Source organism: Mitsuaria sp. BK041, assembly GCF_014193085.1.
Taxonomy (GTDB): Bacteria; Pseudomonadota; Gammaproteobacteria; order Burkholderiales; family Burkholderiaceae_C; genus Roseateles.
Genome location: NZ_JACHYT010000001.1, coordinates 2981228 through 3003140, shown reverse-complemented (window position 1 = coordinate 3003140; position 21913 = coordinate 2981228). Strand labels below are relative to the sequence as shown.

General features: G+C 71.8%; 19 protein-coding genes. 4 read left to right on the top strand and 15 right to left on the bottom strand.

The annotated features are described in order from the left end of the window. Positions 1 to 7: 7 nt before the first annotated feature. A complete protein-coding gene (locus FHT38_RS12685) occupies positions 8 to 3178 on the top strand; it encodes a response regulator (protein ID WP_183491980.1) in 3171 nt (1056 codons plus the stop codon). A 17-nt stretch (positions 3179 to 3195) separates the two neighbouring features. Here the strand turns inward: FHT38_RS12685 and FHT38_RS12680 are convergent, their stop codons facing one another. From FHT38_RS12680 to FHT38_RS12665, 4 genes are all read right to left on the bottom strand, one after another. Beyond that, positions 3196 to 4218 carry a ribonuclease T2 family protein gene (locus FHT38_RS12680; RefSeq protein WP_183491979.1) on the bottom strand — a complete coding sequence of 341 codons (1023 nt, stop codon included), beginning with the start codon at positions 4216 to 4218 and terminating at the stop codon, positions 3196 to 3198. Positions 4219 to 4309: 91 nt separating this feature from the next. Further along, positions 4310 to 5116 carry a transporter gene (locus tag FHT38_RS12675; protein ID WP_183491978.1) on the bottom strand — a complete coding sequence of 269 codons (807 nt, stop codon included), beginning with the start codon at positions 5114 to 5116 and terminating at the stop codon, positions 4310 to 4312. 25 nt (positions 5117 to 5141) lie between these two features. After that, a complete protein-coding gene (locus FHT38_RS12670) occupies positions 5142 to 7607 on the bottom strand; it encodes a penicillin-binding protein 1A (RefSeq protein ID WP_255488673.1) in 2466 nt (821 codons plus the stop codon). Between the two features lie 200 nt (positions 7608 to 7807). Continuing rightward, entirely contained in the window at positions 7808 to 8686 is an 879-nt protein-coding gene (locus FHT38_RS12665; protein ID WP_183491977.1) for a CPBP family intramembrane glutamic endopeptidase, read from the bottom strand. A gap of 122 nt (positions 8687 to 8808) precedes the next feature. Here FHT38_RS12665 and sbcB point away from each other — a divergent pair, with 122 nt between their 5' ends. From sbcB to FHT38_RS12650, 3 genes are all read left to right on the top strand, one after another. Beyond that, the gene (gene sbcB, locus FHT38_RS12660; protein WP_183480267.1) at positions 8809 to 10266 is read left to right on the top strand and encodes an exodeoxyribonuclease I; all 1458 of its coding nucleotides are present in this window, start codon (positions 8809 to 8811) and stop codon (positions 10264 to 10266) included. A gap of 116 nt (positions 10267 to 10382) precedes the next feature. After that, a complete protein-coding gene (locus tag FHT38_RS12655; protein ID WP_091733409.1) occupies positions 10383 to 11312 on the top strand; it encodes a sensor domain-containing diguanylate cyclase in 930 nt (309 codons plus the stop codon). A 213-nt stretch (positions 11313 to 11525) separates the two neighbouring features. Further along, a complete protein-coding gene (locus FHT38_RS12650) occupies positions 11526 to 11831 on the top strand; it encodes a flagellar basal body protein (protein WP_091733411.1) in 306 nt (101 codons plus the stop codon). Positions 11832 to 11870: 39 nt separating this feature from the next. Here FHT38_RS12650 and FHT38_RS12645 read toward each other — a convergent pair whose 3' ends face one another. The 11 genes from FHT38_RS12645 to FHT38_RS12595 all read right to left on the bottom strand — a co-directional run bounded on the left by FHT38_RS12645 (position 11871) and on the right by FHT38_RS12595 (position 21900). Beyond that, positions 11871 to 13814 (bottom strand): bifunctional 2',3'-cyclic-nucleotide 2'-phosphodiesterase/3'-nucleotidase, encoded by a 1944-nt coding sequence (locus tag FHT38_RS12645; protein WP_183492477.1) that lies wholly within the window; start codon positions 13812 to 13814, stop codon positions 11871 to 11873. A gap of 20 nt (positions 13815 to 13834) precedes the next feature. Further along, the gene (locus FHT38_RS12640; RefSeq protein WP_404935707.1) at positions 13835 to 14350 is read right to left on the bottom strand and encodes a GAF domain-containing protein; all 516 of its coding nucleotides are present in this window, start codon (positions 14348 to 14350) and stop codon (positions 13835 to 13837) included. Positions 14351 to 14441: 91 nt separating this feature from the next. Beyond that, entirely contained in the window at positions 14442 to 14918 is a 477-nt protein-coding gene (locus FHT38_RS12635; protein ID WP_183491976.1) for a DUF2269 domain-containing protein, read from the bottom strand. 62 nt (positions 14919 to 14980) lie between these two features. Beyond that, positions 14981 to 15370 (bottom strand): DoxX-like family protein, encoded by a 390-nt coding sequence (locus FHT38_RS12630; RefSeq protein ID WP_091733417.1) that lies wholly within the window; start codon positions 15368 to 15370, stop codon positions 14981 to 14983. Beyond that, positions 15352 to 16233, bottom strand: a complete 882-nt coding sequence (locus tag FHT38_RS12625; RefSeq protein ID WP_183491975.1) for an NAD-dependent epimerase/dehydratase family protein — start codon at positions 16231 to 16233, stop codon at positions 15352 to 15354. Before FHT38_RS12625 ends, FHT38_RS12630 begins: the two co-directional genes overlap by 19 nt. Continuing rightward, entirely contained in the window at positions 16230 to 16832 is a 603-nt protein-coding gene (locus FHT38_RS12620; RefSeq protein WP_183491974.1) for a thiol-disulfide oxidoreductase DCC family protein, read from the bottom strand. The genes FHT38_RS12625 and FHT38_RS12620 overlap by 4 nt, the downstream gene beginning before the upstream one ends. Before the next feature lie 66 nt (positions 16833 to 16898). Beyond that, complete coding sequence (locus FHT38_RS12615; RefSeq protein ID WP_091733423.1) at positions 16899 to 17429, bottom strand: GbsR/MarR family transcriptional regulator; 531 nt, start codon at positions 17427 to 17429, stop codon at positions 16899 to 16901. Positions 17430 to 17472: 43 nt separating this feature from the next. After that, positions 17473 to 18720: a hypothetical protein gene (locus FHT38_RS12610; RefSeq protein ID WP_183491973.1), complete on the bottom strand. Its 1248-nt coding sequence runs from the start codon at positions 18718 to 18720 to the stop codon at positions 17473 to 17475. 128 nt (positions 18721 to 18848) lie between these two features. Further along, positions 18849 to 20582, bottom strand: coding sequence for a YbaL family putative K(+) efflux transporter (gene ybaL, locus FHT38_RS12605; protein WP_091733427.1), 1734 nt, complete (start codon positions 20580 to 20582; stop codon positions 18849 to 18851). Continuing rightward, the gene (locus FHT38_RS12600) at positions 20582 to 20926 is read right to left on the bottom strand and encodes a DUF4936 family protein (protein ID WP_183480258.1); all 345 of its coding nucleotides are present in this window, start codon (positions 20924 to 20926) and stop codon (positions 20582 to 20584) included. Before FHT38_RS12600 ends, ybaL begins: the two co-directional genes overlap by 1 nt. Continuing rightward, positions 20923 to 21900 (bottom strand): folate-binding protein YgfZ, encoded by a 978-nt coding sequence (locus FHT38_RS12595; protein WP_091733431.1) that lies wholly within the window; start codon positions 21898 to 21900, stop codon positions 20923 to 20925. Before FHT38_RS12595 ends, FHT38_RS12600 begins: the two co-directional genes overlap by 4 nt. Positions 21901 to 21913: the final 13 nt, after the last annotated feature.

Sequence of the window (21913 nt, the reverse complement as noted above, 5' to 3'; positions counted from 1 at the left end):
ACCGGCCGTGAAGGTCTCGACGCGACTCAACCTGCTGTCGCTGCTCATCGTGCTGGCGATGACGGCCCTGGTGCTGGGCGCGGCGGTGGTGTTCCTGCAGTCCGACCTGCGGCAGTCACGCGAGCGCCTGATGCAGCTGGAACTGCAGGGCGCGACCCAGGCGATCCGGCAGCAGCTGTACCGCTCCGGCGTGCGCGCGGCCGCCCGCGAGGCCGAGGAGCAACTGCGTCAGCTGCGCCAGAAGGAGGGCTTCGCCTCGGCCACGCTCTTCATCGTCGAGCGCAACGACCTGCGCGTCGTCTACCACCCGCAGGGGCCGATCGGACAACGCGCCCGGCACGCCTTCGTCGCGGAGATGGTGCGGCAGGGGACCGGCTCGCTGGAGTACGACTACCTGGGCGACCGCCGCATGGCGGTGTTCCATGGGCTGGAGCCCGTCGGATGGGTGATCGGCGTGGCGGTGTCGCAGCAGGAGATGTACGCGCCGATGGTCCGGTTCATGCAGGCGATCGGTGGCATCACTTTCGTCGCCCTGTGCCTGGGCGGGGTGGTGATTCACCTGTTCGGCCGCTGGCTGATGCGGCGCGTGCGCGTGGCGCTGGACTGCGTCGAGCGCATCGAGCACGGCGACCTGACGGCGCGGGTGGCGCAGGCGGGCGTCGACGACGAGATCGGCGAGCTGCAGCGCGGCATCAACGCGATGGCCGGGCGCATCGAGGAACGCACCGTCTCGCAGCACGAGGCGCAACAGGCCCTGAGCGCGAGCGAGGCGCGCCTGCGCCGCGTGATCGAGTCCAGCATGATCGGCATCTTCTTCTGGGAGGTGTCGGGCGCGGTGACCGAGACCAACGACGCCTTCCTGGAGATCATCGGCTACACCCGCGAGGACCTGGAGGCGGGGCGCATCGACTGGACGGCGCTCACGCCGCCGGAGGAGGCCGAGGCCGACCGGCGGGCGATCGAGCAGTTGCGCGCCACCGGTCGCTGCGCGTCCTACGAGAAGCACTACCTCCACCGGGACGGGCACCGGGTGCCGGTGCTGATCGGCGGCGCGCTGCTGAGCGACTCGACGCGGCAGGGCGTGGCTTTCATCGTCGACCTCAGCGAGCGCCGCCAGGCCGAGGCCGACCGGCACGCGCGTCGCGTGGCCGAGGCGGCGAGCAGCGCCAAGAGCGAGTTCCTGGCCAACATGAGCCACGAGATCCGCACGCCGATGAACGCGATCCTGGGGATGTCCTACCTCGCGCTGCAGAGCGGGCTCAATCCGCAGCAGCACAACTACATCCAGAAGGTGCATGCCTCGGCCGAATCGCTGCTGGGGATCATCAACGACATCCTGGACTTCTCGAAGATCGAGGCCGGCAAGCTGGACATGGAGGCGATCCCGTTCAACCTGTCGGACGTGATGGACAACCTGGCCAACCTGATCGGGCTGAAGGCGGAGGAGAAGGGGCTGGAGCTGCTGTTCGTCGAGCCGCCGGAGTTGCCCGAGGCGCTGGTCGGTGACCCGTCGCGGCTGGGGCAGGTGCTGCTGAACCTGGGCAACAACGCCGTCAAGTTCACCGAGCGCGGCGAGGTCGTCATCGGCGTGGCGGTGCTGGCGCGCGACGACGCGTCGGTGCGCTTGCGCTTCGAGGTGAGCGACACCGGCATCGGCATGAGCGCGGAGCAGCAGGGCCGTCTGTTCGAGCCCTTCACCCAGGCGGACGCGTCGACCAGCCGGCGTTATGGCGGCACCGGCCTGGGCCTGGCGATCAGCCGCCACCTGGTGCGGCTGATGGGCGGCGAGCTCGAGGTCGAGAGCCAGCCGGGGCAGGGCAGCCGGTTCCGTTTCAGCGTGCGGCTGGAACTCGACGCGGCCGCCGACCGGAGCGCCGCGGCGGCGGGCCGTGCCGCGCCCGACCGGACCGGGCTGAAGGGCACGCGCGCGCTGATCGTCGACGACAACGCCTGCGCGCGCGAGGTGGTGGCGGCGATGACGCGCGCGCTCGGGCTGAAGGTCGACACCGCGGCGGACGGGATGGAGGCGCTGCGCCAGGTGGCGCTCGCGGACGCGCGCGACGAGCCCTACGACCTGCTGCTGCTGGACTGGCGGATGCCTGGCATGGATGGCGTCATGTGCGCGCGGCTGCTGGCCGAGCGCGAGCGTCCACGCCATCCGACGCCGCCGGTGCTGATGCTGACGGCCTTCAGCCGGCACGAGGTGCAGCAGCAGCTGGACGATCAAGGCGTGACGGTGGGGGCGCTGCTGACCAAGCCGGTGACGCCGTCGACCTTGTTCGACGCCTGCGCGACCGCGCTCGGACTGGCGGTGGCGCCGACGACGCGGCGCGCCCGGCGCGAGGAGTCGCTGCAGGGGGACCGGGCGGCGCTCCGGGGCGCGCGCCTTCTGCTGGTCGAGGACAACGCCTTCAACCAGGAGCTCGCGCTGGACGTGCTGGGGCGGGCCGGCATCGAGACGCGGGTGGCGGCCAATGGCCAGGAGGCGCTGGCGATGCTGGCCAGCCATCCCTTCGACGGCGTGCTGATGGACTGCCAGATGCCGGTGATGGACGGCTATGCCGCGACGCAGGCGCTGCGGCGCCAGCCGCAATGGCGCGACCTGCCGGTGATCGCGATGACGGCCAATGCGATGGTCGGTGACCGGGAAAAGGCCCTGGCGGCCGGCATGAACGACCACGTCGCCAAGCCGATCGACATGGAGGAGCTGTTCGCGACGCTGGCCCGCTGGATCCGTCGCGATGCCGGGGCGGCGCGAGCCGGTGGGAAGGACGCGTCCGCGGGGAGTGGTCCGTCGGACCTGCCGGCGCTGCCGGGCGTCGACCTGAAGGTGGGGCTCGCCGGCATGATGGGCGACCGCGCGCTGTATCGGCGCCTGCTACGGCTGTTCCGGGACCGCGAGACCGATTTCCTGCCGCGCTTCCTGGCCCTGCGCGCCGCGCACGACGCGGCGGCGATGCGGATGGCGCATGACCTCAAGAGCGCGGCGGCGGCGCTTGGCATGAAGGAGGTCCACGCCGCGGCGCAGGCGCTCGAGCAGGCGTGTCTGCGCGATGCGGACGAGGCCGCGCTCGGGCCGCTGGCCCAGGCGGTCGATCGCGTGCTGACGCCGGTGCTGGCCGGCCTGCAGGTGCTGGGGGACGAGGTCTCGTTGAAACGGGACCCGCCGAATGGATGAACCTGAATCCGAAGCTCTCAGCGCCCGCTCGCCTCGATCCGAATGTCATCCCCGCGGCAGGTGCCGCCGCCGCTGCCGCCGGGCTGGTCGCCGAGCAATTGCTTCAGCGACCCGCCGGCCTGGTAATCGCGCGGCAGCTTCACCTGGATCTCCGTCAGGTATTGCCCCGAGCACATCAGCTTGACGCTGTCCCGGTACGCGTCGCTGCCGGTCTCCGCCTTCAGCTTGTCGTAGAACGCGCGGCGCGAGATCGACCCGCCGATGTTCTGCCGGATGTATTGCCCGACGCCCGAATCGTTGAACTGCTTCACCAGGTCCACTGCGCGGCGGAAATACGCGTCCGGATTCATCGCCTGGCAGGTGCCGTGCTTGCGCCACTCGTGCTCGCCGAAGTCCTTCTCGTACAGGAAGTTCGGCATCCACGGCCCGATGTAGGCGATCGTCTCCTTCGACAGCGTCATTGGCGCCGTGCTGCAGTTGCCGTAGCTGATGCCGCATTGCTGGCGGTTGGGCCACAGCCCGTGCAGCGTCAGGTTGCTGACCTTGAGCTTGCCGCTCTCCATTGCCTCGCATTCCGGCTTGCCGCGCTTGCCGCCCGCCGTCCATTCGCAGAAGCCGGGCTGCCACGACATCGCCAGCACGAAGCTGTCGTACTCGTTGGCCGTGGAGCACATGCCGCCGCGGCCCGACATCGACGGCCCATTGCCTTCGGCCGGCGCGCGGCCGGACTTCGCCGCGGCGGAGACGTCCGACCCGCCGCCCGCGCTGCCGCAGTCGTTCTGCACCCAGCGTTCGGACGGCCGCGCGCCCGGCACCTGCACGCGGGTCCAGCCCGCGTCATGCGTCTCCAGGATCGTGTAGCCGATGCCCGGCGACAGCTTCGCGCCGTCGGGATTGGTGCTCTTGCGGAAGGACTGGAAGGCCTCGCAGGCGCGCGAGGCGGTGAAGGTGCCGCTGGCGGGCACCGCCCAAGCGGGCAGGGCGCAGCAGACGAGCGAGAGGAGCGTCGAGCGAAGAACGGAGCGGAGAGCGAGGCGCATGGGCATCCAGCAAGGCTGAAACGACAGCCGGCTTTGTACGTCATCCCGGGGGCGCCGGGAATCATCCAGCGAGGGGAGGGCGTCGCGTGGTTCAGAACCCGACCGACACCCCCAGCCCCAGCACCCAGTCGGGCGTCTGCTTCGTCAGCCCGCGGTTGAGCGAGGCATCGAGCTGCACGCGGCGGTCGACCAGCCAGGTGACGCCGGTGCCGGCCGAGACGCTGCGGCCGCCGTTGCGCGTTGACGCGAGCTGGTCGCCGGCGATCTCGACGTAGCCCTTCCAGCGCTCGGCGATCGGCCAGCCCAGCGAGGCGCCCAGGATGCCGCCGACGAAATGCCCGCCGTCCTCGCGCCGGTCGCGGTACAGGCCGCCGATCACACCGGCCGACCAGTCGCGCGGCAGGTCCCACTCCGCCGTCAGCCGCAGCGACGGCCGCAAGCCCTGGCCCCGGAACGCCGCCGAGCCGCTGTCCATGTCCATGTGCAGCAGCCACGCCAGCCCGGGCTTGCCGCGTTCGCCATCGCTGTCCTGCAGGTGCCACTTCACGCCGAGCGCCGTGTCGGCCCAGCCGCTCGCGCGCGTCGTGCCGTCGGCGTCGGTCGCGCGCAGGCGCTGGTAGCCGTCGGTCTCGACGCGGAACTCCCAGTCCTCGGCGAAGCCGAAACGCAGCAGCGTCGGCGTCGACCACAGCCGGCTGCGCACACCGTCGCTCTTGTCGCGTTGGTAGCCGAGCCCCGTCTCCAGCAGCGCGCGGCCCTTGCCGACGGTGCTGCTCGATTCGACGATGCCGGGCTGGTCGGGCTCGATGGCGTCGGCCTCGTCGGCCGCCCAGGCGGACATCGATGCGGCGGCGATCAGCAGGGCGGTGGCGGCGCCGCGCAGCAGGCTGGAGGTCATGTCGGAAGCTCCCTGTCGATGCGGATCACTGACCGCCGCTGCGCTCGCCGCCCATCCACCACGACGGCGGCGCGCCGGAGGCGCCAGGCGCTCCCGGGAAGGCGCCGGACGCCGCGTCGGACGCGGGCAAGGGCGGCGGCATCGGGCCGATGGTCTTCAGCCCGGCGTCGCCGGCGAATTCGCTGTACACCCAGTCCGGTCCATACGGCCCTTCCTCCTGCACCAGCCCGCCGTCCTTGGGCGGCTCGATCTCAGAAGGCTTGATGTCCCGCAGCGCCACGGCCATGTAGTCGATCCACGCCGGCAGCGCGATGCCGCCGCCGGTCTCGCTGGCGCCCAGGCTGCGCGGCTGGTCGTAGCCGATCCACACCACCGTCGCCACGCGGCGCTGGAAGCCGGCGAACCAGGCGTCCACCGCGTCGTTGGTCGTGCCGGTCTTGCCGTACAGGTCGTAGCGCTTGAGCGACTGGCTCGCCCGGTAGGCCGTGCCGCGGATCGCCACCTCGCGCAGCAGCGAGCCGGTGATGAACGCATTGCGCTCGCTGATCGCGCGGCGCTCGTCGGTGAGCTTCTCCGGCTCGGCCTCGAACAGCACCTGGTTCTGCGCGTCCACGATCTTCGTCACCAGCAGCGGCTTGAGCAGGTAGCCGCCGTTGGCGAAGACCGAGTACGCACTGGCCATCTGCAGCGGCGTCACCGAGCCCGAGCCCAGCGCCAGCGTCAGGTTCTCCGGCTGCTTGTCGACATCCAGGCCGAACTTGCCGGCCCAGGCGCGGCCGCGCGCCGGCGTCAGCTGCTCCAGCACCCGGATCGTGACCATGTTCTTGGACTTGGCCAGGGCCTGGCGCAGCGTCATCGGACCGTCGAAGTTGCCGTCCGAGTTGCGCGGGCTCCAGTCGCCCACCGAGATCGGCGCATCGTCCACCAGCGTCGCCGGGCTGGCGCCGTTCTCCATCGCCGCCGAGTAGATGAAGGGCTTGAAGCTGGAGCCCGGCTGGCGCCAAGCCTGCGTCGCGTGGTTGAACTGGTTGCGGTTGAAGTCGAAGCCGCCCACCAGCGCCAGGATCTTGCCGCTGTCGGGCTCGACCGAGACCAGCGCGCCCTCGGCCTCCGGCGACTGCGTCACCGCCCAGGCGCCCTTGGGGAACTCCTTGGTCGGGTTGCCGCGCAGCACCCGGACGATGGCGCCGCGATGGATGCGCAGCTCCGGCTTGGCCTTGGCCGACAGCGCCGACTGCACCGAGCGCAGACCGTCGCCCTTGATCTCGATGTCCTCGCCATCGGCCAGCGTCGCCTGGAGCCGGTTGGCCGCGACCTGCGTCACCACGGCGGCGCGCAGGTCGTCGTTGTCGGGATGCTCGTTGAGCGCCTGCGCGATCGCGGTGTCCTGGTCCTGCGCGTCCATGCCCTCGGGCAGGTCGACCTCGCCCTCCGGGCCGCGCCAGGCCTTGCGGCGCTCGTAGTCCATCAGCGTGCGGCGCAGCGCCTTGTACGCGGCGACCTGGTCGTCCATGCGCAGCGTCGTGGTCACCCGCAGGCCGCGGCTGTAGGCCTCGTCGCCGTACTGGGCGTGGACCACCTGTCGCACCATCTCCGCGGCGTACTGGCCGTAGGGCAGCCGCTGCTCCTGCGCGCTGCGCAGCCGGACCGGCTCGTCGCGCGCCTGCTGCGCCTGCGCCGGCGTGATCATCCCCACGTCCACCATCCGCTGCAGCACCACCGCCTGGCGGCGCTGCGCGCGCGGCAGGTTCATGATCGGGTTCGCGTAATAGGGGTTCTGCGGCAGGCCCGCCAGCATCGCGGTCTCGCCGATCGACAGCTCCTTCAGCGGCTTGCCGTAGTACGCATGCGCGGCCGCCTCGAAGCCGTAGGCCCGCTGACCCAGGTAGATCTGGTTCATGTAGACCTCCAGGATCTTGTCCTTGGACAGCTGGCTCTCGATCTTGAAGGCCAGCAGGATCTCGACGAACTTGCGGGTGTAGAGCTTCTTCTTGGTCAGGTAGAGGTCGCGCGCCAGCTGCTGGGTGATGGTCGAGGCGCCCTGGCTGCGCGACGAGAACAGGTTGGCCAGCGCCGCCCGGAAGATGCCGGTGAAGGAGACGCCCTGGTGCTCGTAGAAGCTGGCGTCCTCGACCGCCAGCAACGCCTGCTGCATGGTCTTGGGGATGCGGTCCAGCGGCAGGTAGCTGCGGCGCTCGGCGCCGAACTCGGCCAGCAGCTGGCCGTCCTCGGTGTAGACGCGCAGCGGCTGCTTGGGGTTGTAGTCGGTCAGCCGGTCCAGGTCGGGCAGGCCCGGCCAGACCACCGCCGCCGCGCCCGCCAGCAGCAGCACCACGGCCAGCACGCCCGCGCCCGACCAGACCGCGATGCGCTTCCACGCCGGGAGCGTGCGCAGCGAGGCCCGCATCGGCGCGGTGCGGCGCCACAGCGCCTGGAAGAAGCCGGCCACGGCGGTGGCGACGGTGCGAGCGAATTGAGCGAGCTGCTGCATGCGGGGCGCCGAGTTCAGGTCGGCGGATTATCGTCAGACATGCTGGCCTGTCCGGGGCCGCGTGCGGACGGCAACAATCCGTACACGGGAGACACACGAACCGCGTACGCGCCCGGCGGACGGCGGCGGTGGACCGGCCCAGGGCAGGCGCCGTGCCCGCGCGGCACGGGGCCGTCGCGGCGCTGGCGGCCCTGGCGGCGTCAGCCGATGCGCAGGTCCAGGGTCAGGAACACCAGCGCGTTGAGCGCGAAATGCAGCGCGATGGCGAGCTCGATGCGGGCGCTCAGCGCATAGGCCAGGCCGTAGCCGAGCCCGGCCAGCATCGCCAGCCCGACGTAGAGCGGCCCGCCGGCCGCGTGCGCCAAGCCGAAGAGCACCGCCGCCAGCAGCACCGGCAGCCAGCCGTTGACGGTCCGCAGGTCGGTGCCCAGGCGCCGCGCCAGCAGTCCCTGGATGACGCCGCGGAAGGCGGCTTCCTCGGCGACGCAGGTCAGGAACAGGTTGGACGCCAGGAACAGCCCGGCGTTGTCCGGCCAGCGCAGCGTCGGCCGGCCCAGGCCGCCGGCCACCGCCAGCAGCCAGGGCAGCGCCAGCGTCGCCGCGACCGTCGCCCAGAGCGCGACGGCCGGCAGGCCGGGCGCGACTGCCGATGGGGACGCGAGCCCGACGCCCTCGTCGCGCCGCCGCTGCTGCGCGGCCAGCACCGCCAGCATCAGCATCCCGGCCACGCCCTTGTCGAAGTTGAGGTAGCGCAGCGTCGGCGGGCGCGTGTCCGAGGCCGCCACCAGGTAGGTCGGGTTCAGGAAGCCCGGCAGCAGATGCAGCGCCAGCGCCAGGCCGATGACCAGCATCAGCGCCATCAGCACCGCCTCGCGCCGGGGCCGGTGGCGCGCGGCGATCGCCATCCAGGCCAGGGCCGCCATCGCGGCCACCGGCACGAGCGCGGCGATCGTCAGCTGGCCGTGGATCTGTCCGGCGGTGACCGCCATGATCAGCAGCGACAGCCAGGGCCACGGGGCCCTCACCGGCAGCAGGGTGGCGAGGATCGACAGGCACAGGAGCAGGTGGCTGAGCGGCATCTCGGGTCTTCGTCCGATCTTTGGGGGAGGGCGCGGGGGCGGTTCCCCCCGAAGTTCCCCCCTCGGAAGGCCCACGCCAGGGCGCCGAAGTATCCATGAGGTCTGAGGTATCGTGCCGCCCCATGCATGAGATGACTTTCTACTGGCACGACTACGAGACCTTCGGGCGCGTGCCGCGCCGCGATCGCCCGGCGCAGTTCGCCGGCATCCGCACCGATGCCGAGCTGAACGAGATCGGCGAGCCGCTGATGGTCTATTGCCAGCCGCCCACCGACACGCTGCCCGATCCCGAGTCCTGCCTGCTGACCGGCATCCTGCCGCAGACCTGCGCCGAGCACGGTCTGCCCGAGCACCGCTTCGCCGCCGACATCCATGCCGAGCTGTCGCGCCCCGGCACGGTGGGCCTGGGCTACAACACCATCCGCTTCGACGACGAGGTCACCCGCTTCCTGTTCTGGCGCAACCTGATCGATCCCTACGGCCGCGAGTGGCAGAACGACTGCGGCCGCTGGGACCTGCTGGACGTCGTGCGCTGCGCCTACGCGCTGCGGCCCGAGGGCCTCCAGTGGCCGCGGCACGAGGACGGCCGGCCGTCCTTCAAGCTGGAGCACCTGACCGCCGCCAACGGCCTGGCCCACGAGGCCGCGCACGACGCGCTGTCCGACGTGCGTGCCACCATCGCGCTGGCGCGGCTGATCCGGCAGGCGCAGCCGCGGCTGTGGGACTTCTGCCTGAAGCTGCGCCGCAAGGACGCCGTCTGGGCCGAGATCGGCACCAACCGGCCCTTCCTGCACGTGTCGGGCATGTACGGCCCGGAGCGCGGCTGCATCGCGCTGGTGTGGCCGCTGGCGCCGCATCCGACCAACAAGAACGAGCTGATCGTCTGGGACCTGGGCAGCGATCCCGCGGAGCTGCTCGGCCTCGACGCCGAGGCGATCCGGCTGCGTCTCTACACCAAGCAGGAGGCCCTGCCCGAGGGCGTGACGCGGCTGCCGATCAAGACCATCCATGTCAACAAGTCGCCGATCGTGATCTCGTCGCTGAAGATCCTGTCGCCGGAGATGGCCGCCCGCTGGGGCCTGGACATCGCCCGCGGCCTGGCGCATGCGGAGCTGCTGGCCTCCCGCGGCCGCGAACTGGCCGAGCGCTGGCCCGAGGTGTTCCAGCGCCCGGCCGGCGAGGGCGGCGTCGACGTGGACGAGGACCTGTACGGCGGCTTCGTCTCCAACGACGACCGGCGCGCGCTCGAGCGGCTGCGCGGGCTGTCGCCCGAGGCGCTGGCCGATCGCGTCGCGCAGGGCAAGGTCGCGTTCGAGGACGGGCGGCTGGAGGAGATCCTGTTCCGCTACCGCGCCCGCAACTTCCCGGACAGCCTGAGCGGCGACGAGGCGGCGCGCTGGGAGCACCACCGCGCGGCGCGGCTGCACGCGGGCGAGGGCGGGGCCCAGACGCTGGAGGCCTTCTTCGAGCGCATCGACACGCTGGCCCAGGCGGCGGAGGAGTCGGAGGACGAACGCGCCGGGGAGATCCTGTCGGCCCTGTACGACTGGGCGGAGCAGATCGCACCGCCGCCACCCTGATGCCGCCTTGGGCGCCGCCGCCCCGAAGCGGCCGTCCGGCGCCGGAACGGGGGCCTGTCCGGGGTTCCCAGGCCTGATCAAAACAGGTACACCTGCGCCATACGCCAGGAGACGACATGCAATCCCAACACGACGCCGCCGACCCGATCGCCGCCCGCATGCGGGCCTTGCTGGTGCGGGCGCCGCTGGCCGTGGCCTTCGTGGCCGCCGGCCGTTTCGAGGTGGTCAGCGAGCATTTCAACCACCTGTTCGGACATGGGGACGACACCGACCTGAGCGGCACCGACCAGCGCGGCTCGGTCGTGTCCGACGCCGCCCACCAGGCGCTGCAGACCCGCATGGGCACCGCCTTCGGCGCCGGGCGGCCGCTGGACGAGGAGGTCGAGTTCGTGCGCCGCGACGGGTCGCGCTTCTGGGGCCGGCTGCAGGCCACGCCGGTGCACTGGGAACAGCCGGCCGGCGAGGCGATGTGGATCGTCGAGGACGTCACCGCCGCCCGCCAGCAGCGCCTGCAGCCGACCTGGTCCGCCAAGCACGACGAGGTCACCGAACTCGCCAATCGCCGCGAGATGGAGCGCCGCCTGGCTGAGCATGTCGGCAGCCGCCGCCATGAGCCGGTGTCGGTGCTGTTCGTCGACATCGACCGCTTCACCGAGGTCATCCAGGGCATGGGCGCCGAGGTCGCCGACCACTTCCTGTACGGTCTGGGCCAGATGCTGATCACCAAGGTGCGGGCGTCGGACACCGTCGCCCGGATGGAGAACGATCACTTCGTCGTGCTGCTGCCCGATTGCGACCAGCACTACGCGCAGATCGTGGCCGAGAAGATCCGCTCGTCGATCGCCAGCTTCCGGCTGCGCTGGGGTTTGCACCGGGCGCGGGTCAAGGCCAGCCTGGGCGTCGTGCAGTTGCAGCCGTCGCTGGACACGGTTGATGCGGTGCTCGGCGCCGGTCAGCTGGCCTGCACCGAGGCCAAAGCCTCGGGCGGCGACTCGGTCCGCGTGTTCATCTCGAGCGGGAGCTTCGAGGAACTGGCGGGCGCCTGAGCGCTCCAGGCGCGTCCACCGGCTGGGGCCAGCCGCTCGCGCGGCCCGAGGACCCCGCCTGGCGGGCGGTGATCCTGCGGATTTGGGCGAATAGCGGATCGGCAATCAAAAGAAATGGCGGGGGAAGCCATTTCTTTTCTAAAGATCGCTCGGAATCTGCCGATGACGGCGGCATGCCCGCGCGCTTGAGGCCGGGTTACTGGAAAGAAACCCATGTCCACCGTCAGCCTGTCGACCGCCTTGTCCGGGATGTCCGCCGCCAATGAACGGCTGCGGGCGTCGGCGAACAACATCGCCAATGTCGCCACGCCGGGCTACCACCGCGAGCGCATCGAGGCGGAGACCGCCGCCGACGGCAACGGCGTGACGACCCGGGTGGAGAAGCTGCCCACCCCGGGCGAGGACCTGGCGACCGACCTGGTCGAGCAGAAGTCCGCCACCTACGCCTACGTCGCCAACCTGCGCGTGCTGCAGACGCAGCTCCGCGCGGAAGGCGCGCTGCTCGACATCCACGTCTGAGCCCCGCCCGGGCGCCTGAGGCCCGGTAAAGGCGTCCAGTCAGGGCGCGAGCTCGAACAGCGACGAACCGTCGCCGTTGTCCTTCACCTGCCGCACCTGCGGCGTCTCCTTCAGGTGGGCGAGCGCCCCGTTGCCCGAGACGAACTGCATCGCCACGCCCGGCACCGGCCGGATGCGCCAGGACGGCGTCGCCACCGCCGCGCTCAGCGAGGGCTGGGCGGCCAGGAAATGGGCCACCGCCTCGCGGGTCTCGTCCGGCGCGTCCACGACCACCTTGTCCGCCGCCAGCGCCGGGAAGTGGCCGCCGCCGTAGGCGCGGTAGTTGTTGGTCACGACCAGGAAGTCGGCACGCTCGTCCAGCGGCTGGCCGCGCCAGCTCAGGTTCACGACGCGGTGGCCGTCGCCCTGGCGCTGGCCGTCCTTGTCGAAACGCGCCGGCTGGGTCAGGTCCAGCTCGTAGCGCAGTGCGCCATCCTGGCCGAGCATCATGTCGAAGTTGAAGCTGGGATAAGCGGCATCGACGAGGTCCTGCCGCGCCGGCCCCTGCGGATCGATGCGGCGGAACTGGCCGGCGGACATCTCCAGCCAGTCGCGCACCTGGGCGCCGGTGAGCTTCACCACCTTGATGGTGTTGGGGTAGACATACAGGTCGGCCACATGCTTGATGGCGACCGGGCCGGCGGGGATGTCGGTGTACTGCGTCCAGCCCTGGCGGCCGCCCGACTTGAACGGCGCCGCCGCGCTGAGCATCGGCAGCTGCTCCAGCGCCGTGCCCTGGACGGCCTTGCGCGCATAGGCCAGCTGCGCCTGCGCGACCAGCCGCACCGCGCTGCCGTCCAGCACCTGCGAGAAGTAGCTGTGGATCGGCTGGTCGGCGACCGCGACCTGGCTGCGGACGTAGTCGAGGGTCGCCTGGTGTTCCTCGGCGATGACGATGGCCGGCATCGGGTCGGCGTCCGCCAGGGGCCGGCGCGCGGCGCGGTCGAAGATCGGCCGCAGGCTGGACTGGCTGTCCGCGACCCGCCAGCGCGCGCCGGGGCCAGCCTGGCCGGTGGACCGCAGCGTCAGGTCGACGACGCCCAGGTGGTCGCCCCAGCGTCCCGGCATCACCGCTGGCGTGCCGTACAGCCGGCCCTTGGCCAGGTCCACGCCGGGGTAACCGGCGAAGCCCGGGCCGGGGAACTCGGTGTGCGCATGGCCCAGCAGCAGCACGTCCACGCCCTTCACCCGCGCGAGCTGGGCGGCCATGTTCTCGGACAGCCGCGGCAGCTCGGTGCGGTCGATGCCGGTGTGGGCGATGACCACGACCAGGTCGGCGCCGCGCCGGCGCAGCGCCGTGACCTGCTCGGTGGCGGCTTCCACCATGTCGCGCACCCGCACCTTGCCGGCCAGGTGCTGGCGGTCCCATTCCAGGATCTGCGGCGGCGTGACGCCGACCACGCCGATCCTGAGCGCATGGGCCTGGCCCGCCTCGTCGCGCATCTCGCGCTCGAGCATCACGCTGGGCGTGAAGGCGTGGCGGTGGCCGTCGGCCTCCATCACGTTGGCGTTGAGGTAAGGGAAGGCCGCGCCGGCGATGGCCTGGCGCAGGAAGGGCAGGCCGTAGTTGAACTCGTGGTTGCCGAGGTTGGCGGCGTCCACGTCCAGCAGGTTCAGGATCTTGTAGGCCGGGTGGACCTGGTCCGCCGCGAGCGGCCGGACCCGGGCCACGACATCGCCCAGCGGATTGCCCTGCAGCAGGTCGCCGTTGTCGAACAGCAGGCTGTTGGGCGCCTCGGCGCGGGCGCGATGGATCAGCGTGATGGTGCGAGCCAGGCCGAACTCCTGGACCGGTCGGTCCTGGTAGTAGTCGTAGCTCAGCAGGTTCATGTGGATGTCGCTGGTCTCCAGCAGGCGGAGCTTGAGCTCCGCCGCGGACACCGGCATCGACACGACCGACAGGGCCGAGGCGGCGACCAGGCCCAGCGCCGCGAGGGCGCGCATCGTGCACGTGCGCATGCGGCTCAGGCCCAGTCGGTGCCGGCGACCAGCAGGTCCAGCGCGCGCCGGAAGCCCTCGGCGTCGATCGCGTCGAAGCGCGCGGGCTCGGGGCTGTCGAGGTCGAAGACCGCGCGCAGCGCGCCGCCCGCGACCACCGGCAGCACCAGTTCCGAACGCGAGGCCGCGTCGCAGGCGATGTGGCCGGGGAAGGCGTGGACGTCCTCGACCAGCTGGGTCTCGCGCGTGCGGGCGCAGGCGCCGCACACGCCGCGGCTGAACGGGATGCGCACGCAGGCGACCTTGCCCTGGAACGGGCCGAGCACCAGCTCCTGGTCGTTCTTCGGGTTCACGAGGTAGAAGCCGGCCCAGTTCAGCGTCGGCACGGCGTTGAAGACCAGCGCGGCGAACTGGGCGAGGTTGGCGATCGCGTCGCGCTCGCCATGCAGCAGCGCCTGCGTCTGCGCGACCAGGGTGTCGTAGGAGGCCCGCTTGGCCTCGGGGCTGGCCATGTCCAGCAGCGGGGTGGGTTCGAAGCTCATGGGGCGGGATTGTGGCGGGAGTCGCCGATCCTGCTCCCGCGCCGGGGCGATCCCCGGCTTCACCCGGGGGCACCCCGGGGTCGCCCCGCGCTCACCCCCGGAGGGCGGGCTTGTTCACCATCAGGTAGAAGACCACCAGCACCGCGAGGAAGGCCGGGTAGCCCAGGCCCTCCCACCAGCGGGCGTAGCGCCAGTAGAGCGCCGGCAGCGGCTGGCCGCTGGCCAGCGCGGCGTCCGCCATCTTCGAGAGCTGGATCTGCAGCCACACCACCGGCAGCCAGCAGGCGCCCGCCAGCAGGTACAGCCCGATGGACAGCGCCAGCCAGGGCGTGTCCAGCGTCCAGCCCGCCTGCATCGCCAGCCACACGCCGGTGAGCGGCTGCACGATCACCGCCGGCGTGGTGAACCAGTAATCCGCGCGCTTGACCAGCCGCGCCACCACCGCCTGCGCGGCGATGGAGCCGCTGCGGTTGGCGAAAAACAGGTAGAAGGCCGAGCCGAAGCCGGTGCCGGCCAGCAGCACGCTCGAGACGATGTGCAGCCACTTGATGACGAGATAGGTGTTCATGGTGTTTTCCCCCTGAGGTCTTGTTGTTGGATGTCGAAGCCTGCCGCCGGACTGGCCAGGCCTCAGGCCGGCGCGTCCTCGTCCAGGATCAGCAGCAGGATCGCGATCGGCAGGTTCTTGGTCAGGCTGCCCAGCGGATCCAGCCACAGCGTGGGCAGGATGATCGTCGCCACGGCGGTCATCAGCAGCATCACCGCGCCGGCCAGCCGGTAGACCCAGCGGCGGTGCCAGCGCCACATCGCCAGGCCGATCAGCAGGTCGGCCAGCGCGCCCGCCACGATCACCGGCGCGATCCAGGCCTCGGGCGTGCCGGCGGACACCATCAGCGCGCGGCTCTGGCCGTCGAGCCCGATCAGGCTGACCACGCCGGTGGCGAGCCACAGCGCGATCAGTCCGGCGCGCGCCACGACCCGGGTGCGGCGGTGGCGGAAGTTCACTCGCCCGATGCCCATGCGGCCTCCACGAATCGTTCGACCGGAACGGCCGGGCGCCCGAGCACGCGCTCGAAGGCGGCGCCGTCGCCGATGTTGTCCTGCTCCAGCAGCGCCAGCGCTTCGCTGCTCCAGGGCTGGGCGCTGACCAGGTCGCCCAGCCGGGCGCTCCAGCGGCTCGGCGCGTCCGGCAAGGGCAGCACCCGGGCGGGCGCATGGCCGTGCTGGCGGCGCAATTCGCCGATGAAGGCCGACAGGCTGAGCGCGCGCGGACCGACGGCGGTGACCAGTTCGGGCCCGCCGTCCTGCACCAGCCGCAGCACCGCCTGCGCGACGTCCTGCACCGCGACCGGCTGGACGCGCGCCTGCACCGCCGCCCGCGGCAGCACCAGCAGCGGCAGCCGGGCCAGGTTCATGAACAGCGCCGCGCTGGCGCCGCCGCGGCCGAAGACGATGCTGGGGCGCAGCACGGTGGCGTCGAGGCGGCCCTGGGCGCGCAGGCGCAGCAGGGCCTCGTCGGCGGCGCGCTTGGTGGTGGCGTAGCGGGTCGGGCTGTGCGCCACGCCATTGGCCGAAACCTGGATGACGCGCGCGACGCCGGCCCGGGCGCAGGCCTCGAAGAGCGCGGCCGGCGCCTCGTGGTGGACGGTCTCGAGCCGGCGGCGCGGCGTGTCGCGCAGCAGGCCCACCGCATTCACGACGGCATCGAAGCCGGTGACGCGCGGCAGCCAGATCTCGGGGCTGAGGTCGCGCTGGAAGTCCTGCGTGCGGGAGTCGCCGGCGGTGACCGACAGGCCGGCCTCGCGCAGCGCGCGCACGACGCGCCGGCCGACGAAGCCGCTGGCGCCGCAGACCAGGACGGAGCGGATCGGAGCGGCGCTCATGACGCGACTCCGGCGGGGCGGTCCGACGTGGCCGACGTTGCCGACGTTGCCGGCGCGGCCGAGGCCCCGTGCGCCGGGCCGTCCGGCCGCGTCGAAGCCGCGTGTTCGGACGCGATCGAGCAGGCACCGGCATGACAGGCCGAGGCGCCGGCGCGGCGCTCAGCGGCACGGCGCAGCGAGGTCTCAAGCACCAGCCGCGCGAGCGGCTTCGGCACCAGGTAGCGATGGCGCGCGACCAGCGGGTAGGCGTGGTCGAACAGCCAGCGCAGGCCCGGCAATTCGGTGAAGCGGACCAGCCTCTCGAGCTGGACGCCGCGGTAGGCCAGGCGCAGCACTTCCGAGCCCGTCGACAGGCGCCCGTCGGCCCGCACGCCGTGGAGGGTGCCCATCAGCGCCGGCATGTCGGTGCCGGCCGGGAAGGCCGCGAAGCCCGGCTCGGAGATGTCCACGAAGCGGAGCAGCCCGGCCGTGTTGCGCAGCATCAGGTTGCGCATCTCGCCGTTGCAGATCGGGCAGGCGCCGTCGAAGTAGAGCGTCAGCGGATAGGCGCCGGGGTCGCGCTGGGTGGCATGCCGGCCGGATTCGGGGGTGAAGCGCATCGCATCCTCCTTCGTTGCTCGATATTTCAGTAAAGACAGAAATTCATTGCCAAAAAAAGGGGCGGATCAGGATCCGTCCCCGCGCACGAAGCGCTGCACGCTGGCGCCGAGCTTGAGCACCTTCTCCAGCGTCGACGGCGACAGCCGCATCATTTCCTCCGACCAGGCGCCCAGCGTCTGCATCAGCCGCAGGCACTCGCGCACGCGGTCCTGGGCGTCGGGCGACTCGTCCTGGAAGCCGTCCTCGGCGACAAGCTCCGACAGCATCCGCACGGTCGGATCGAACTCCCGATGCTTGCGCTCCCGCACGATGGTGCGCAGCAGTTCCCACACGTCGGCGGTCGTCTCGAAGTAGTCGCGCCGGTCGCCCAGCACATGGGTGACGCGGATCAGGTTCCAGCTCTGCAGTTCCTTGAGGCTGGTGCTGACGTTGGAGCGCGCCACCGACAGCGTCTCGGCCAGTTCCTCCGCATTGAGCGGGCGGCCGTGGAAGTAGAGCAGGGCGTGGATCTGGGCGACGGTGCGGTTCACGCCCCAGGCGCTGCCCATCTCGCCCCAGTGCAGGACGAAGCGGCGGGCGGTGTTGCTGAGTTCCATGGTCGCGACTGTAGCCGGACAGAATTTTCTGTCAATACAGAAATCAACGCGACGAGCTCAGGCTGCCGACCCGTCCTATCCAGGCCTGCGCCGGGCCGGCCAGCCAGACGCGGGCGGTTTCGGAGCGCTTCACCTCGTGGTCGAGGAAGGCGACGCTCACCTGCTGCGCGGCGATCAGGCCCAGTTGCTGCGCGTGGCGTTGGCGGTAGTCCGGGATCGGCGGCACCGGCGCCATCCGCACCGGCGCGTCCTGTCCGCGCTGCCCGCGACCCGCGCCTCGGCGGCCCTGGGGCTGCGGTTGCGACTGCGCCTGGTCCTCCGCCGCCTGGATCCGCTTGCGCTCGCGCTCGGCGTCTTCCGGCCGCGGCTCATTGCCGCCGAACGCGGCATGGCGGACCTCGTTGGCGCTCAGCAGCCAGCCGCGGCCCGGCGGCATCGCGGCGAAGGGGGCTTGGCGCCAGGCCAGGTCGCGCACCAGCTGCAGCACGTCGCTGTCGTCCGGGCCGGTCAGGCCGAGCACTGGTACGGCGACGTCCCGGTAGCGCGCCGGATCTGGCGTCGCGAACAACTGCGGGCTGATCACGATCGCGGCGACCGGCCGGACGGTCTTGAGGGCGAGCATCGCGCCATCCGTCTGGCGCTCGCCCGCAAGCGCCATCGCCATCTGGGCGCCGAGCTCATAACCGGCGACCGTGGTGCGCGACCAGTCCAGCGCGCGCCACGGCGCCCCGCCCTGGCGGCCGAGCCGCTGGGCCTCGGCGAGCAGCTCGTCGAGCCGCGCCAGGCGCCGACGCATTTGCGCCTCGGCGTAATGCCAGCGGCCCAGCTCGGTGAACTCGGCCGAGCGGGCCAGGTCGGAGGACCATGCCATCGCGTCGTCGTCCAGCGGCTGCAGCGACAGCACCGCGTAGCCGGCGGCGGCCCAGGCGCGGCGCCAGACCAGGCCGGCGTTTTCGGACTCGCCCAGTCCCGGCAGGTACAGCACGACCGGGCGCGGTGAAGCGCCGTCGGCGGCACCGGCCGGCAGCGCCAGGCTCAGGCGCACGTCGTCGCCCCGCAGCCGCCAGGCGAGCGACTGCACCGTGACCGCATCCCCGGACGGCGCGTAGCCGCGCGCGGCGAACTCGCGCTGTTGCTGCTGCTCCTCGAGTCGCGCCTTCGGCGGTCCGCCGCCGCAGCCGCTGAGCAGCAGCGCAGCGGTGAGCAGGGCGCCAGCGGTCCGGGCGAAGGCGCCAGCGCGCAGGCCAGGTGCGGGCGACGGGGCGGGACGGTCGAGGGTCGGGTCGATCATGGGCGGCGACGCTAAGCGGGCGATGTAAAGCCGGGATTGCTGGCCGGGAAGGGCGCGCTGGGCGCCGTGGTGCGTTGTGTTGCGGCAAGCGTCCCCGATGGGCCGCTTGCCACGCCCGGCCCGGGCGCTCAATGCGCGGGCGTGGCCAGCGGCGCGAGGTTCTCGGGCAGCTCGGCATTGAAGCGCCGCAGCACATGCCGGCTCATGCCCTTGGCCAGTTCCTCCTCGCCGTAGAACACGGTGCCCAGCTGCTCCTTGCGCAGCAGCGCGGACTCCTCCTCGCCATGGGTGCGCAGCACGATCTCGATGCCCGGGTTCAGCTGCCGGGCCGTGTCGGCCATCTGCCGGGCTCGCATCGAGTCGGGGATCGCCACCACCAGCATCGCCGCATTGGCGATGTGGGCCTGGACCAGCACCATCGGGTCGCTGGCATCGCCGCTGACTGCCGCCAGGCCGCGCTTGCGCAGCGCTTCCACGGTCTCGCGGCTCTGGTCGGCGACGACGAAGGGGATGTCGCGCTCGGCCAGCGCGTCGGCGATGCGCCGGCCCACGCGTCCGAAGCCCACCAGCACGACCTGGCCTTCCAGGTACTGGCGTTCGGTGGTCTGGGGCAGCTCGGCATAGGGATCGTCCCGGGCCTCGAGCTTGCGCGCGAAGGCCGAGCGGCTCAGCACCCAGCGCTGCAGCGGCTGGATCATCGCGAACATCACCGGGTTCAGCGCGATCGACACCAGCGCCGCCGCCAGCACCAGGTTCATGCCGGCCTTGGGCAGCAGGCCCAGCTGCAGGCCCAGGCCCGCGAGGATGAAGCTGAACTCGCCGATCTGCGCCAGGCTCGCCGACACCGTCATCGCCGTGTTCAGCGGGTAGCGGAACAGCAGCACGATGGCCGTCGCCGCGATCGCCTTGCCCAGCATCACGATCGCCACCACGCCCAGCAGGTGCAGCGGCTGGTCCACCAGCGTCATCGGGTCGAACAGCATGCCCACCGAGACGAAGAACAGCACCGAGAACGAATCCCGCAGCGGCAGCGACTCCTGCGCGGCGCGGTGGCTGTACTCGGACTCGCGCATCACCATGCCGGCGAAGAACGCGCCCAGCGCGAAGGACACGTGGAAGAGCACGCCGGCGCCGTAGGCGATGCCGATCGCCACCGCGATGACCATCAGCGTGAACAGCTCCCGCGAGCCGGTGCGCGCCACCTGCCACAGCAGCCAGGGCAGCACGCGCCGGCCCACCACCAGCATCAGCACGACGAAGGCCGCCATCTGCGCCAGCGTCTCGGCGATCGTGCGCCACAGCGGCACGTCGGCGCTGCCGGGCTGCGTCGCGCCGCCCAGCACCGGCGCCAGCGGCGGCAGCAGCACCAGGATCAGCACCGTCGCCAGGTCCTCCACCACCAGCCAGCCCACCGCGATGCGGCCGTTGACCGACTCCAGCGTGCCGCGCGCCTCCAGCGCCTTGAGCAGCACCACCGTGCTGGCGCAGGACAGCGACAGCCCGAACACCAGCGCCGCGCCGGTGCTCCAGCCCCACCACATCGCCAGGCCCAGGCCCAGCAACGTGGCCGCGCCCATCTGCACGACCGCGCCCGGCAGCGCGATGCGCTTGACCGCCATCAGGTCCTTGAGCGAGAAGTGCAGCCCGACGCCGAACATCAGCAGCATCACGCCGATCTCCGACAGCTGCGCGGCGATGCCCACGTCGGCGACGAAGCCCGGCGTGGCCGGCCCGATCGCGATGCCGGCGAGCAGGTAGCCCACCAGCGCCGGCAGCCGCAGCCGCTCGGCGATGAATCCGAGGATCAGCGCCAGGCCGAAGCCCGCCGCCAGCGTGGAGATGAGGGAGACGTTGTGTTCCATCAGCGCGCCGCTCCCGGACCGGCGACGGCGGCGAAGGCCTCGCGGTGGCGGGGACCCTGCGCGAAGGCGCCCAGGGCGGCGGCGATGCGGCGCTCCGCGTCCGCCGCGTCGGGCAGGGCGGGGCCGTAGATCTCCATCCAGGTCTGGAAGACCGGATCGTTGTCATGGCGCTGGAGCAGCCGCACCGGCTGGCCGGCGCGCGCCTGCTCGAAGGCGGCCAGGGCGGCCGCCAGGTCGTCCGTGTGGACGCGGTAGTAGACGTAGAGCTCGACCGGCGCGCCGGCCGGGCGATCGGGCGAAGCGGTCCCAGGGGCCGAGGCCCGCGTTGGCGGCGACGAGGTCATTCCGGTTCTCCGATGGCGTAGGGCAGGGGACGGGGCGTGAGCACGGCGCCTTGCGCACTGCCCAGGTGCAGCGTGCCGGACTCGAGCGCGGCCAGCTTCACCTCGGCCAGCAGCAGCGGACGGCCTTCCAGGCGGCCGAAGCCGGCGACCATGCCGGCGGGCTGCTCCGGATCGGCGCTGTGGAAGATCTCCTGGCCCGGCGTGGCATCGGCATCGCTGCCGTCCATCGCGAACAGGTGGGTGCGGCGCTTGATCGTGCCGCGGTACTGGCTGCGCGCGACGACCTCCTGGCCGGGGTAGCAGCCCTTCTGGAAGTTCACGCCGCCCAGCAGCTCGAGGTTGAGCATCTGGGGCACGAACTGTTCCACCGTCGCCTGGCGGATCCAGGCCAGGCCGGCGGTGACGTCCAGCCCCTGCCATTCCTCCGGATCGATCGACGGCAGCGCCGGCGCGGCGGCATCGGCGGGCTGCAGCAGCAGGAAGCGCGGCGTGAGGCCATCGTCGGGCAGTCGGGTGGCGAGCGCCTCGCGGCCATCGGCCAGCGCCAGGCGGCCCACCGTCCAGACCCCGGCCGGCGCGGCGGCGCCCAGCCAGTCGCGCGCCTGGGCGCCGGACAGCCCCCAGACCGACCAGGCGGCGCTGTCGTCGCTGAGCTTGCACTTGGCCCGCAGCACGAACATGGACAGCCGCTTGACCGTCGCCGGCAGCACCTCGGCCGGCAGCGCCAGGAGCACCGATTGCTCGTCCGGCTTGACCGCCAGCATCGTGGCCAGCAGCCGGCCCTTGGCCGAGCAGTAACCCGCCAGGCGGGCCTGGACCGGCGTCTGCAGGGCCAGGTCTTGCGTCAGCTGCGTGTGCAGGAATTTGGCGGCTTCTTCGCCCTGGGCGCGGATGACGCCCCAGTCGGCGAGACGGACGGCACCCAGGGCCGAGGACGGCACGGGCGGCGGGGCGTGGTGGAGGTCTTCGATCATGGGGCCGATTATC